The 12534-nt window shown below is 71.1% G+C and carries 12 protein-coding genes; 2 read left to right on the top strand and 10 right to left on the bottom strand.

Annotated elements, in window-relative coordinates:
- Nucleotides 1-73 precede the first annotated feature (73 nt).
- The 3 genes from ruvB to ruvC all read right to left on the bottom strand — a co-directional run bounded on the left by ruvB (nt 74) and on the right by ruvC (nt 2477).
- Entirely contained in the window at nt 74-1162 is a 1089-nt protein-coding gene (gene ruvB, locus EMA17_RS46830; protein WP_126643339.1) for a Holliday junction branch migration DNA helicase RuvB, read from the bottom strand.
- A gap of 109 nt (nt 1163-1271) precedes the next feature.
- Complete coding sequence (gene ruvA, locus EMA17_RS46825) at nt 1272-1871, bottom strand: Holliday junction branch migration protein RuvA (protein ID WP_126643338.1); 600 nt, start codon at nt 1869-1871, stop codon at nt 1272-1274.
- 57 nt (nt 1872-1928) lie between these two features.
- The gene (gene ruvC, locus EMA17_RS46820) at nt 1929-2477 is read right to left on the bottom strand and encodes a crossover junction endodeoxyribonuclease RuvC (RefSeq protein ID WP_078974441.1); all 549 of its coding nucleotides are present in this window, start codon (nt 2475-2477) and stop codon (nt 1929-1931) included.
- Between the two features lie 355 nt (nt 2478-2832).
- Between ruvC and EMA17_RS46815 the strand changes: the two genes are divergently transcribed.
- Nucleotides 2833-4119: a mannosyltransferase family protein gene (locus tag EMA17_RS46815; protein WP_160161816.1), complete on the top strand. Its 1287-nt coding sequence runs from the start codon at nt 2833-2835 to the stop codon at nt 4117-4119.
- A gap of 74 nt (nt 4120-4193) precedes the next feature.
- Here the strand turns inward: EMA17_RS46815 and EMA17_RS46810 are convergent, their stop codons facing one another.
- The 7 genes from EMA17_RS46810 to pgsA form a co-directional block, all read right to left on the bottom strand.
- Entirely contained in the window at nt 4194-4949 is a 756-nt protein-coding gene (locus tag EMA17_RS46810; protein WP_126643336.1) for a YebC/PmpR family DNA-binding transcriptional regulator, read from the bottom strand.
- A gap of 75 nt (nt 4950-5024) precedes the next feature.
- Nucleotides 5025-5636, bottom strand: a complete 612-nt coding sequence (pdxT, locus tag EMA17_RS46805; protein ID WP_126643335.1) for a pyridoxal 5'-phosphate synthase glutaminase subunit PdxT — start codon at nt 5634-5636, stop codon at nt 5025-5027.
- Between the two features lie 90 nt (nt 5637-5726).
- Entirely contained in the window at nt 5727-6671 is a 945-nt protein-coding gene (gene pdxS, locus EMA17_RS46800; RefSeq protein WP_078974445.1) for a pyridoxal 5'-phosphate synthase lyase subunit PdxS, read from the bottom strand.
- A gap of 87 nt (nt 6672-6758) precedes the next feature.
- Nucleotides 6759-7295 (bottom strand): LemA family protein, encoded by a 537-nt coding sequence (locus EMA17_RS46795; RefSeq protein WP_126643374.1) that lies wholly within the window; start codon nt 7293-7295, stop codon nt 6759-6761.
- Between the two features lie 38 nt (nt 7296-7333).
- The gene (locus EMA17_RS46790) at nt 7334-8455 is read right to left on the bottom strand and encodes a glycosyltransferase family 4 protein (RefSeq protein WP_126643334.1); all 1122 of its coding nucleotides are present in this window, start codon (nt 8453-8455) and stop codon (nt 7334-7336) included.
- Nucleotides 8452-9378 (bottom strand): phosphatidylinositol mannoside acyltransferase, encoded by a 927-nt coding sequence (locus EMA17_RS46785; RefSeq protein WP_126643333.1) that lies wholly within the window; start codon nt 9376-9378, stop codon nt 8452-8454. Before EMA17_RS46785 ends, EMA17_RS46790 begins: the two co-directional genes overlap by 4 nt.
- Nucleotides 9375-10079, bottom strand: a complete 705-nt coding sequence (gene pgsA, locus EMA17_RS46780; protein ID WP_170222373.1) for a phosphatidylinositol phosphate synthase — start codon at nt 10077-10079, stop codon at nt 9375-9377. The genes EMA17_RS46785 and pgsA overlap by 4 nt, the downstream gene beginning before the upstream one ends.
- Nucleotides 10080-10315: 236 nt before the next feature.
- Between pgsA and EMA17_RS46775 the strand changes: the two genes are divergently transcribed.
- The gene (locus EMA17_RS46775; protein ID WP_126643331.1) at nt 10316-12475 is read left to right on the top strand and encodes an elongation factor G-like protein EF-G2; all 2160 of its coding nucleotides are present in this window, start codon (nt 10316-10318) and stop codon (nt 12473-12475) included.
- The last annotated feature ends 59 nt before the right edge of the window (nt 12476-12534 follow it).

Raw genomic sequence — 12534 nt, 5'->3', positions numbered from 1 at the left:
GGCGGAGTCTAGACGGGTACTTACTACAGGAACAACGACTACCGGCCGCGTGCGTTCCCGACAGGCAGCGGCCTCACTCGGTTGCATCCTTACCGGTCACGGCCCCGTTGTCGAACAACACGCTCTGTTGCGCGCCGTGCCGATCGGGCAGCGCACCCTGTGGGGGGTTCAGTCCCAGATGCGCCCAGGCCTTGGCGGTGGCCACCCGGCCGCGTGGCGTGCGGGCCAGGAAACCGCTGCGGACCAGGAACGGTTCGGCGACCTCCTCGACCGTCTCGGTCTCCTCGCCCACCGCCACGGCCAGCGTGGACAGGCCCACCGGACCGCCGCCGAACAGCGTGGTCAGGGCCCGGAGCACGGCCCGGTCCAGCCGGTCCAGGCCCAGCGCGTCCACCTCGTAGACGTCGAGCGCGCGGGCCGCGATGTCCCGGTCGACCTTGCCGTTCGCCCGCACCTGCGCGTAGTCGCGGACCCGGCGCAGCAGCCGGTTGGCGATCCGCGGCGTGCCCCGCGAGCGGCCGGCGATCTCCGCCCCGCCCTCGGCGGACAACTCCACGTCGAGCAATCTTGCCGAACGATTCAGCACCCGTTCGAGTTCGGCGGGCGCGTAGAAGTCCATGTGTCCGGTGAAACCGAACCGGTCGCGCAGCGGCGGCGGCAGCAGCCCGGCCCGGGTGGTCGCGCCCACCAGCGTGAACGGCGGCAGGTCCAGCGGGATGGCGGTGGCCCCGGGTCCCTTGCCGACGATGATGTCGACCCGGAAGTCCTCCATCGCCATGTACAACATCTCCTCGGCGGGCCGCGACATGCGGTGGATCTCGTCGAGGAACAACACCTCGCCCTCGGACAGCGAGGACAGGATCGCGGCCAGGTCACCGGCGTGCTGGATGGCCGGGCCCGAGGTGATCCGGATCGGTACGCCCATCTCGGCCGCGATGATCATCGACAGCGTGGTCTTGCCGAGACCGGGCGGGCCGGACAGCAGCACGTGGTCCGCGGTCGCGCCGCGGCCGAGCGCCGCGGTCAGCACCAGGGACAACTGCTCGCGCACCCGTTCCTGGCCGATGAACTCGTCCAGGTTCTTCGGGCGCAGCGCGGCCTCGACGGCCTGCTCCTCGCCGTCCGCCTCGGCGGTCACCAGGCGTTCGCCGTCCTGCGTCATCGTGTTCCGCCCAGGGTCGTGGTCGTACGGCCTGCGTTCATCCTGCCGGACGCCGGCGACATCCCCGGCACCGTGCGCGCCGCGTCGTCGCCGGGCCGCCGGGAGGGGTTCATCGGCGGTTCAGGCCGCGCAGGGCCGATTTGAGCAGGGCGCCGATGTCGGGGGTCGTGGCGCCGTCCGCCTCGGGGGCGACCGCGTCGACCGCCTCCTCCGCCTCGCGGGTCGCGTAGCCGAGGCCGACCAGAGCGGCGTGCAGCTGGTCGCGCCAGCCCGCGCTCACCGGGCTGCCGACGCCGACCGCGCCGGTGGGCGCGCCGAGCTTGTCCTTCAGGTCCAGGAGCAGCTTCTGCGCGCCCTTGGGGCCGATCCCGGGCACGGCGGTCAGCGCCTTGGCGTCCTTGGCGGCGACCGCGGCGCGCAGTGCGTCGGGGCTGTAGACGGCGATCATCGCGAGGGCCAGTTTCGGGCCCACCCCGTTGGCGGTCTGCAACACCTCGAACGTGCGCTTCTCGTCGTCGTCGGCGAAGCCGAAGAGGGTGAGCGAGTCCTCCCGGACCACCAGCGACGTGGCCAGCCGGGCCGGTGTGCCGACCCGCAGGCCGGCGAGCGTGGTGGGCGTGCACTGCACGGCCAGGCCGACCCCGCCGACCTCGACGACGGCGGTGTCGGGGCCGATGCCGGCCACCGTTCCGGAGACGAACGCGATCACCCGAGTGCTCCTGCGTGGTTGGTGAGGTGGGGCGGGGTACGGCCGGGGCGGCCCCGGTCAGCGGCGGGTGCCGCGCGGGAGCCGGCCGGCCGGGGTGCGGGCCGCGGCGACCGCCGCCGCGAGCCGGTCGGAGGCGCCGCCGCGCCAGATGTGGCAGATCGCCAACGCCACCGCGTCGGCGGCGTCGGCCGGTTTCGGCGGACCGTCCAGGCGCAGGATACGCGTCACCATGGCGCCGATCTGGGCCTTGTCGGCGCGCCCGCTGCCGGTCACCGCGGCCTTGACCTCGCTGGGTGTGTGCAGGGTGACCGGCAATCCGCGCCGCGCGGCGCACACGATGGCCACGGCGGAGGCCTGCGCGGTGCCCATCACGGTGCTCACGTTGTGCTGGCTGAACACCCGCTCGACCGCGACGCAGTCGGGGCGGTGCCGCTCCAGCCACTCCTCGATGCCCTGCTCGATGCCGAGGAGTCGGGCGTCGATCGTGGCGTCGGCGGGTGTGCGCACGACGCCCGCCTCGATCATCCGCAGCGGTTTGCCCACCGCGCCGTCGACGACGCCCACGCCGCATCGGGTCAGACCGGGGTCGACCCCCAAGACCCGCATGCCGCGCCCCTCTCGTGTCGTCCTCGCGTCGGATTCGCGTGGTCCCCGTGTCGTCGCGTGTCGTTCCCGTGTCGTGGTCCGTCGCGCCGCGGCGACCGACACCCGATACGAACACGTGTTCGCCCGAGGAAACCCTAGTGCAGCCGCGCCGATCCCCTCGGTATCGCCACTCCGTGATCACTCGTTCGAGCGACACGTAGGCTTGCCCCGGTCGATAACGCCCCGATGACAGCCCTGTGACGATCGTTCCCCAAGCGGCCCGGTCGCCGACGGGGAGCCCGCACGGGCAGCGCTAGGGTCGCTTGCAGACTGCTCCCCGCTCGCCGCCCGGAAGGTTTTCATGCCGTCGCCGTCCATGCCGGTCGTCGTGACCCCGCCGGCCGCCGAGAAGGGTGCGACCAGGATGCCGGCGGCCCCCGACACCGTGTTCGCGGACGGCCTCGCCGAGCGCGTGCGGCTCGGCGGCGCGGAGGGGCTCCGCCGCGCACGGGCGTCCTTCCGCCCGGCCCGCACGGCGGTGTTCGGGTATCTGATCGCGCGCGCGGTCAACCTCGTGGTGCTCGGCCTGATGGCGCTGGCGACGGGCAAGCCGTTCTGGTCGATGCTCGGCTCCTGGGACGGCGTGTGGTTTCGCGACATCGCCGACTTCGGCTACGTGGACAAGATCCCGGTCTCCCCGACCGGCAAGCCGTACTGGACCAACGTCGAGTTCTTCCCCGGCTACCCCTGGGCGGTCCGCCTGGTCTGCGACCTGACCGGACTGTCCGCGCTCAACGCCGGGATGGTGGTCACCCTGATCGCCGGCGTGGTGGCCGCGTGGGGGTTGTACGCGCTCGGGCGCGAACTGACCGGCAGCCACCGGGTGGCCACCCTGTTCGCGCTGCTGTGGGGGGTGGCGCCGGGTTCGATGGTGCTCACCATGGTCTACTCCGAGGCGCTGTTCGTGGCGTTCGCCTCGTGGGGCCTGCTGGCGGTGGTGCGCCGGCAGTGGACCCTGGCCTGCGTGTTGTGCCTGTTCGCGGGGCTGACCCGCAACACGGCGTTCGCGCTGGTCGCGGCGCTGGGGGTGGCGGCGCTTGCGATCGTGCTGCGGCGGCGGGAGGACGGCGCGCGGGTGGGCCTGCTGGCCCCGGAGGCGCGGCGCCCGGTGCTGGCCACGCTGATCTCGCCGCTGGCCTGCGTGGGCTTCATCGCGTGGGTGGGCTGGTTGGCCGGACGCCCCGACGGGTGGATGTGGATCCAGGACAAGGCCTTCAACCTGCGGTTCGACGGGGGCATAAGCACCGTCCAGTGGATGAACAAGTACCTCACCCACCTGGGCCGACCGATCTACGTGGTCTGCACGTTCGTGATCATCCTGTCGGTGGCGCTGATGATCTGGTCCTTCCGCGACCGCCGGATCCCGCTGTCGGTGCACGTCTACGGCGCCGTGGTGATGTTCCTGGCACTGACCACGAGCAACGGCTGGTTCTTCCACTCCAAGCCGCGCTTCATGCTGCCGGCCTTCACGATCCTGCTGCCGCTGGCCCGACTGATGGTCAAGTGGCCGCGCGGGGTGGTCATCTCGGTCCTGGTCGCCGGGGCGGCGTTCTCCGGGTGGTACGTGGGCTTTTTGCTGTACGTGATAAACACCAACCCGTAGCCGGGACCGGACCCGAACGTGCGTGGGGCCGACGGCGGTTGCCGTCGGCCCCACGCACGTTCGGAGAATCCGACCTACTCGGCGTTCAGGCTTTCCATGACCTCGTCCGGCACGTCGAAGTTCGCCCAGACGTCCTGGACGTCGTCGCTGTCCTCCAGGGCCTCGATCAGCCGGAAGATCTTGCGCGCGCCGTCCTCGTCCAGCTCGACCGAGACGCTGGGCAGGAAGTTGGCGTCGGCCGAGTCGTAGTCGATCCCGGCGTCGACGAGCGCGGTGCGCACGGCGACCATGTCGGTCGCCTCGCTGACCACCTCGTAGGTCTCGCCCAGGTCGTTGACCTCCTCGGCGCCGGCGTCCAGCACCGCGCCCAGGACGTCGTCCTCGCTCAGGTCGTTCTTCGGCACGATCACCACGCCCTTGCGGGTGAACATGTACGACACCGACCCCGGGTCGGCCATCGAGCCGCCGTTGCGCGTCATCGCGACCCGCACGTCGGACGCCGCGCGGTTGCGGTTGTCGGTCAGGCACTCGATCAGCACCGCGACACCGTTCGGTCCGTACCCCTCGTACGTGATCGACTGGTAATCGGCGCCGCCGGCCTCCGCACCGGAGCCGCGCTTGACCGCGCGGTCGATGTTGTCGTTCGGGACCGAGGACTTCTTGGCCTTCTGAATGGCGTCGTAGAGCGTCGGGTTGCCGGCGACGTCACCGCCGCCGGTGCGGGCCGCCACCTCGACGTTCTTGATCAGCTTGGCGAAGAGCTTTCCGCGCCTGGCGTCGATGACGGCCTTTTTGTGCTTGGTGGTCGCCCACTTCGAGTGGCCGGACATCCGCCTCTACTCCTTCGGGTCGCGGGTGCGCTGCACGGACCTGTACAGGCTGGAAGATCCTACCGGCGCGCGGACTCAGAGCGTGGCACGGACCATGTCCACGAAGTACGCGTGCACACGCCGGTCGGGGGTGAGCTCCGGGTGGAAGGACGTGGCGAGCAGGTTGCCCTGGCGAACCGCCACGATCCGGTCGGCGTACGGCTCGGCGCTCAACCGGGCCAGCACCTCGACCTCGGCGCCGACCGACTCGACCCACGGGGCCCGGATGAACACGCCGTGGATGGGGTCGTCGCCCTCGAGCCCGGCGAACGGGACGTCGGCCTCGAACGAGTCGTTCTGGCGCCCGAACGCGTTGCGCCGCACGATCATGTCGATCCCGCCGACCGTCTCCTGGTCCTCGCGGCCGTCCAGGATCTTGTCCGCGAGCATGATCATGCCCGCGCACGAGCCGTAGACCGGCATGCCCTCGGCGACCCGCGCGCGCAGCGTCGGGAACAGGCCGAAGGAGACCGCGAGCTTGGACATCGTGGTCGACTCGCCACCGGGTATGACGAGCGCGTCGAGGTCGGCGAACTCCTCGACCTTGCGCACCGGGCGCGCGATCGCGTCGAGTTCGGCCAGCGCGATGGCGTGTTCGCGCACGTCGCCCTGGAGAGCGAGGACACCGATGATGGGAGTGGTGGACACGTCAACCTCGTCCGGTCGTAGGTACCGAGCCGGGCCCGAACGCGGATCGCGTTCGGGCCCGGCCCACGGCATGTGCGAAGTGTCGCGGGACTACCAGCCGCGGCCGGCGTAGCGCTGCTCGGCGGGGAGGGTGTCGATGTTGATGCCGACCATCGCCTCGCCCAGACCGCGCGAGACCTTGGCGATCACGTCCGGGTCGTCGAAGTGCAGGGTCGCGTCCACGATCGCCTTGGCGCGCTTGGCCGGGTCGCCCGACTTGAAGATGCCGGAGCCGACGAACACGCCCTCGGCGCCGAGCTGCATCATCATCGACGCGTCGGCGGGGGTGGCGATGCCGCCCGCGGTGAACAGCACCACCGGCAGCTTGCCGGCCTCGGCGACCTCCTTGACCAGCGCGTACGGCGCCTGGAGGTTCTTCGCGGCGACGAACAGCTCGTCCTCGTCGAGGACCGAGAGCGCCTTGATGTCCTTGAGGATGGTGCGCATGTGCCGGGTCGCCTCGACCACGTTGCCGGTGCCGGCCTCACCCTTGGAGCGGATCATCGCCGCGCCCTCGGTGATCCGGCGCAGCGCCTCGCCGAGGTTGGTCGCGCCACACACGAAGGGGGTGGTGAAGCGCCACTTGTTGATGTGGTTCGACTCGTCGGCCGGGGTGAGCACCTCGGACTCGTCGATGTAGTCCACGCCCAGCGACTGGAGCACCTGGGCCTCGGCGAAGTGGCCGATGCGGGCCTTGGCCATCACGGGGATGGACACGGCGCCGATGATGCCGTCGATCATGTCCGGGTCGGACATGCGCGCGACGCCGCCGTCCTTGCGGATGTCGGCCGGCACGCGCTCGAGCGCCATGACGGCGACCGCGCCCGCGTCCTCGGCGATCTTCGCCTGCTCGGCGTTGACGACGTCCATGATCACGCCGCCCTTGAGCTGCTCGGCCATGCCGCGCTTGACCAGGTCGGTGCCGGTCTGGGGGGTTGCGGGGGTGGTGGACACGGATGACCTCACACAGATGCGATCGACGACGGTTGGCTCCATCGTACGGGTGATGTGGATCCTAATGTCATGCCACCCCGGCGAATTACCCGGGCCAATCTGTCCACGGTGGCCTGCACGTGGCTCCCGTCAGGACCCACCGGGCTGCAACGCGTGGGGTTCCTCGTCGTCCATCTCGAAGGTGACGGGGTACGGGGCGTGGCCGGCCAGCCGCAGGTAGCGCACCAGTCGGTGCCGGCGCACCGCCCGCGCGCCGCGCACCGCGTCGTTGTGGAATCGCCGCGCCATCGGCACCCGGCGCACCGCGGTCTGCAGTTCCGCGACCAGTTCCTCGCCGCCGGGTCGGGCCCGAAGGTCGTCCGCCTGGTCCGGGGCCTCGAACAGGATCCGCAGCGCCCGGGTCAGATCGCTCTCCGCGACCTCCCGCTCCTCCTCGGCCGCGTTGCGCGCCTCGTGCGCGGCGCCGGCCAGCACGAGCGAGGACGCCGGATCCAACAGCCCGGAGGTGGCGATCTCCTGCGCCACGGCCGACCGCCGCAACAACTGCGCGTCCAGGGCGGCCCGACTGGAGTCCACCCGCGCATGCAGCCGATCGAGCCGCCCGGCGGTCCAACTCAGATACACCCCGACCGCGAGCACGGCGAGCAGGATCCAGATGACAGTCATCACCCGGCGACCCTAGTACGCCCCGGGGAGAGCGATCGCTACGCGGCGGGCGCTCCGGCGGTGACCGTTTCGTAGACGCCGAGGATGTCCGTGCCGACGGTCTCCCAGTCATAGCGCCGCACGTGCTTGCGCCCGACCTCCCGCAACTCCTCCCGCCGCACCGGATCCCGCAACAACCCCACGGCGGCGGCGGCGAGCGCCTCGGCGTCCTCCACCGCGAACAACTCCCCCGCCCGTCCGCCGTCCAGCACCTGCCGGAACGCGTCCAGGTCGCTCGCCAGCACCGGCGCCGCCGCCGACATCGCCTCGACCAGGATGATCCCGAAGCTCTCGCCACCCGTGTTCGGCGCCACGTACACATCGACGCTGCGCAACAACCGCGCCTTGTCCGGATCACCGATCATGCCGAGAAACGTGACCTGCCCGCGCAGCGCCTCCGGCAGATCCGCCACGGCCTCCTCCGCGTCGCCGCGCCCGGCGACCAGCAGCCGCACGCCCGGAAACGCCTCGACGATCCTCGGAAACGCCTCGATCAAAGTGGGAAGTCCCTTGCGCGACTCGTCGATCCGCCCGATGAAGCCGATGGTGGGCGCCTCGGGCGTGCCCTGCCACGCGGGCTCGACGGGCGCGTCGGCGAAGAAGCCGACATCCACCCCGTTCGGGATCACCACCGCGTCGCCGCCCAGGTGTTCGACCAGCGTGCGGCGCGCGTACTCGCTGACCGCGATCCGCGCGCTGATCTTCTCCAGCGCGGGTTGCAGGATCGGGTAGGCCGCGATCATCGCGCGCGAGCGGGCGTTGGAGGTGTGAAACGTGGCCACCACCGGTCCGGACGCCGCCCAGCACGCGAGCAACGACAAGCTGGGGGTGGCCGGTTCGTGGATGTGCAGCACGTCGAAGTGCCCGTCGTGGATCCACCGCCGCACCCGCGCGGCGGACAGGAACCCGAAGTTGAGCCGGGCCACCGAGCCGTTGTAGCGCACCGGCACCGCCCGACCGGCAGGCACCACGTAGTCGGGCAGCGGGGTGTCGTCGTCGGCCGGCGCCAGGACCGAGACCTCGTGGCCGCGCGCGATCAGGTTCGCCGCCAGGTCCCGCACGTGGTACTGGACACCGCCCGGCACGTCCCACGAGTAGGGGCAGACGACGCCGATCCTCACTTGACCCCCTCGATCCGGGCGAGCCGGCGTCGGTCCAGATCGGCGAGCCACAACGGTTGGAGCATGTGCCAGTCCTGCGGGTCGCGCGCGATCGCCCGCGCGTAGGCGTCGGCGACCTGCTGCGTCATCACCGCGATCTTCTCCCGGCGGGTGCCCTCGGCCGGCACCTCGATCTCCGGGTGCAGCGTGCCGCGGACGACTTTGCCGTCCCACGGGAGGGTGACCGGGATCAGCGCCGCGCCGGTCTGTACGGCCAGCGCGGCGGGCCCCGCCGCCATCCGGGTCGGCTCGCCGAAGAACGTCACCGGCACCCCGGCGGCGGTCAGGTCGCGGTCGGACAGCAGGCACAACAACCGGCCCTCGCGCAGCCGCCGCGCCAGCGTGCCGAACGTGTTGCCGTCGCCGCCGGTCAGCGGCAACACCTCCATGCCCAGCGACTCGCGATAGGCCACGAACCGCTGGTAGAGCGACTCCGGTTGCAGTCGCTCGGCGACGGTGGTGAACGGGTAGCCCTTGAGCGTGATCCAGGCGCCGGCGTGGTCCCAGTTGCCCATGTGCGGGAGGGCGAAGATGACGCCCTTGCCGCGCGCGCTGCACTTGTCGAGCAGCGTGACGTCGCACTCCATCCGGGCCAGCACCGTCTCCCGGTCCCACACCGGCAGGCGGAACGCCTCCTGGTAGTAGCGCAGGTAGGACCGCATGCCCTCGCGCGAGACCTCGCGGACGCGCTCGGGTGTGGCGTCGGGCCCGAGCACGCGGCGCAGGTTGGCCTCGAGTTGCCGCACCCCGCCGCCGCGCCTGCGCCACGCGACGTCGGCGATGTGCCGAAAGACCGCGCCGGCGACCGGTTCGGGCAGCCGCTTGACCACGGACCAGCCCAGGGCGTACCCGGTGTCGGCCAGTCGCTGCCCGACCTCGGTCATCCCTTGTCACCTCCGGGCAGCGCGTTGTCGATCGCGGACGCCGAACGATGCACCGCGATCATCCGCTGGAAGACGGTGATCACGCTGCCCACGGCGATGAACCAGAGCGCCGCCTCCTGGATGTACGGCACACCGAGCCCGTCGAGACCGGTCGCCACCAGCGAGATGACCAGCCGTTCGGCCCGCTCGATCAACCCGGACACGTCGCACGCCAGGCCCAGGCTCTCGGCGCGGGCCTTGCAGTACGACACCACCTGGCCGGAGCCGAGGCAGACGATGGCGAGGATCGACATCCGCAGGTTGTCGCCGTCGCCCGCGAACCAGATCGCCAGCGCGCCGAAGATCGCGGCGTCCGCGACCCGGTCGAGCGTGGAGTCGAGGAACGCCCCCCACTTGGTCGAGCGACCCAACTGGCGCGCCATGTTGCCGTCGACCAGGTCGGAGAAGATGAACGCGGTGATGACGAGCGTGCCGGTGAGGAACCAGCCGATCGGGAAGAACACCAGCGCCGCGACGACCACCCCGAGGGTGCCGATCAGCGTCACCGTGTCCGGACTGACGTTGTGGCGCAGCAGGAAACTCGCGAACGGGGTGAGCACACGCGTGAAGAAGGCACGAGCGTATTTGTTGAGCATCGCCTTCCCGAAGGATTGCCGGGGCGGCGGGGGATCCGATGGACTCGACCCGCCTGGTGCGCCCATCGTACTGACGCGGTCGCACGTCCCGAGCCCCCCGTCGTCCGGGCGTGCCGCACCCGGGCGTGCCGCGTTGGAGAAGGGCGCGTACGGCGAGGACACTTGTACTCGGTCCGGCGTCGGGGCAATGCTGCCGTTCAGGAATCGATTTGCGGACGTTGGCGTACCGACGACCGACTTTGCACCTGCGCGTCCGGGACGTCTGCGACGACCGCACCAGATGGACAACCAGGAGGTGGCACATGGCGGATAAATCCGGAGCTAGCGCCGGAACCGTCGGCAGGGTAACCGCGCCCGAGAGCCCGAACGCGGTGCGCAACGTGGTGCTGGTGGGCCACACGGGCGCGGGCAAGACGACATTGGTGGAGTCCCTGCTCGTGGCGACCGGGACGATTCCCCGGGCCGGTCGCGTCGAGGACGGGACGACCGTGTCCGACTACGAGGACATCGAACACCGCCAGCACCGGTCGGTGGCGTTGTCGCTGTCCCCCGTCGAGTACGAGGGCGTCAAGATCAACCTGCTCGACACCCCGGGCTACGCGGACTTCGTCGGCGACCTGCGGGCCGGCCTGCGCGCCGCGGACGCGGCGCTGTTCGTGGTCTCGGCCGCCGACGGCGTGGACGGCTCGACCCGGATGATCTGGGACGAGTGCGCCTCGATCGGCATGCCGCGCGCGATCGTGATCACCAAACTCGACCAGGCCCGCGCCGACTTCGACGAGATGGTGCTGATCTGCCAGCGCGTGTTCGGCGACCCCGACTCGGACACCGTGCTGCCGCTCTACCTGCCGCTGCACGGCGAGGACGAGAGTGTGGCGGGTCTGATGGGCCTGCTCACCCAGCGCGTCTACGACTACTCCTCCGGCACCCGGGAGAGCCTCGACCCCGATCCCGAACACCTGCCGCTGATCGAGGACGCCCGCAACCGGTTGATCGAGGGCATCATCGCGGAGAGCGAGGACGAGTCCCTGATGGACCGCTACCTCTCCGGCGAGCGGATCGACGTGGACACGCTGATCGGCGACCTGGAGACGGCGGTCGCCCGCGGCTCGTTCTACCCGGTGCTGGCGGTCGCGCCGGACGGGCTGGGCACCATCGAACTCCTGGAGGGCATCATCCGGGCCTGTCCCGCGCCGCCCGAGCACGAGGTCCTGCCGGTCACCACCCCCGACGGCAAGCCCCGCGACCCGCTGACCTGCGACCCGGAGGGCCCGCTGGCGGCCGAGGTGATCAAGACCACCTCCGACCCGTACGTGGGCCGCATCTCGCTGGTCCGGGTCTTCTCCGGCACGCTGCGCCCGGACATGACGGTGCACGTGTCCGGACACGGGATGGCCGATCGCGGCCACGAGGACCACGACCTGGACGAGCGCATCGGCGCCATGTCCGTCCCGCTCGGCAAGCAGCAGCGCTCGCTGAACCGGGGCATCGCCGGCGACATCGTCGCGATCGCCAAGCTGACCCGGGCCGAGACCGGCGACACCATCTCGGACAAGGACGATCCGCTGCTGATGGAGCCGTGGATGATGCCCGACCCGCTGCTGCCGGTCGCCATCCGCGCGCACAGCAAGGCCGACGAGGACAAGCTCTCCCAGTCGCTGGCCCGCCTGGTCGCCGAGGACCCGACGCTGCGCCTGGAGCACAACACCGACACCCACCAGCTGGTCCTGTGGTGCATGGGCGAGGCGCACGTCGAGGTGCTGCTCGACCGGCTGCGCAGCCGCTACGGGGTCGCGGTGGACGCGGTGGCGCACCGGGTGTCGCTGCGCGAGACGTTCGCGGAGAAGGCGAGCGGGCGCGGTCGGCACGTGAAACAGTCCGGCGGGCACGGGCAGTTCGCGATCTGCGAGATCGACGTGGAGCCGCTGCCGGGCGGGACCGGGTTCGAGTTCGTCGACAAGGTCTTCGGCGGCTCGGTGCCGCGCAACTTCATCCCGTCGGTGGAGAAGGGCGTGCGCGCGCAGATGGACAAGGGAGTCGCGGCCGGCTATCCGATGGTGGACCTGCGGGTGACGCTGACCGACGGCAAGGCGCACTCGGTCGACTCCTCCGACATGGCCTTCCAGATGGCGGGCGCGCTCGCGCTGCGCGAGGCGGCCGCGAGCACCCGGATCCACCTGCTCGAACCGGTCTCCGAGGTACGGGTCACCGTCTCCGACGAGTACGTGGGCGGCGTGCTCAGCGACCTGAGCTCGCGCCGCGGCCGCGTCGTCGGCACCGAACCCGTCGGCTCGGGCCGCACCCTGATCCGGGCCGAGGTCCCGGAGATCGAGATCAGCCGCTACGCGATCGACCTGCGCTCGATCAGCCACGGCACGGGCCAGTTCGCCCGCACCTACTGCCGCCACGACCCGATGCCCCCGCAGCTGGCCGCGAAGGTCACGGAGGACACGGAGTCCTGACGCCCGACCACGCGGCCCGGCCGGCCGCCACGACGAGCCGGCCGGTCGGGCCGCCTCGC

Origin of the sequence: Embleya hyalina, assembly GCF_003967355.1 — a bacterium.
GTDB classification, from domain to species: Bacteria; Actinomycetota; Actinomycetes; order Streptomycetales; family Streptomycetaceae; genus Embleya; species Embleya hyalina.
Note: the sequence above shows the minus strand (reverse complement) of the source record. Positions and strands in the feature narration are given on the sequence as shown.

Coding starts and splice junctions, on each gene's coding strand:
- ruvB (WP_126643339.1), bottom strand. CDS start 1,162: ATGACGCAGGACGGCGAACGCCTGGTGACCGCCGAGGCGGACGGCGAG.
- ruvC (WP_078974441.1), bottom strand. CDS start 2,477: ATGCGGGTCTTGGGGGTCGACCCCGGTCTGACCCGATGCGGCGTGGGC.
- EMA17_RS46815 (WP_160161816.1), top strand. CDS start 2,833: ATGCCGGTCGTCGTGACCCCGCCGGCCGCCGAGAAGGGTGCGACCAGG.
- EMA17_RS46810 (WP_126643336.1), bottom strand. CDS start 4,949: ATGTCCGGCCACTCGAAGTGGGCGACCACCAAGCACAAAAAGGCCGTC.
- pdxS (WP_078974445.1), bottom strand. CDS start 6,671: ATGGAGCCAACCGTCGTCGATCGCATCTGTGTGAGGTCATCCGTGTCC.
- EMA17_RS46795 (WP_126643374.1), bottom strand. CDS start 7,295: ATGACTGTCATCTGGATCCTGCTCGCCGTGCTCGCGGTCGGGGTGTAT.
- EMA17_RS46785 (WP_126643333.1), bottom strand. CDS start 9,378: ATGACCGAGGTCGGGCAGCGACTGGCCGACACCGGGTACGCCCTGGGC.
- pgsA (WP_170222373.1), bottom strand. CDS start 10,079: ATGGGCGCACCAGGCGGGTCGAGTCCATCGGATCCCCCGCCGCCCCGG.
- EMA17_RS46775 (WP_126643331.1), top strand. CDS start 10,316: ATGGCGGATAAATCCGGAGCTAGCGCCGGAACCGTCGGCAGGGTAACC.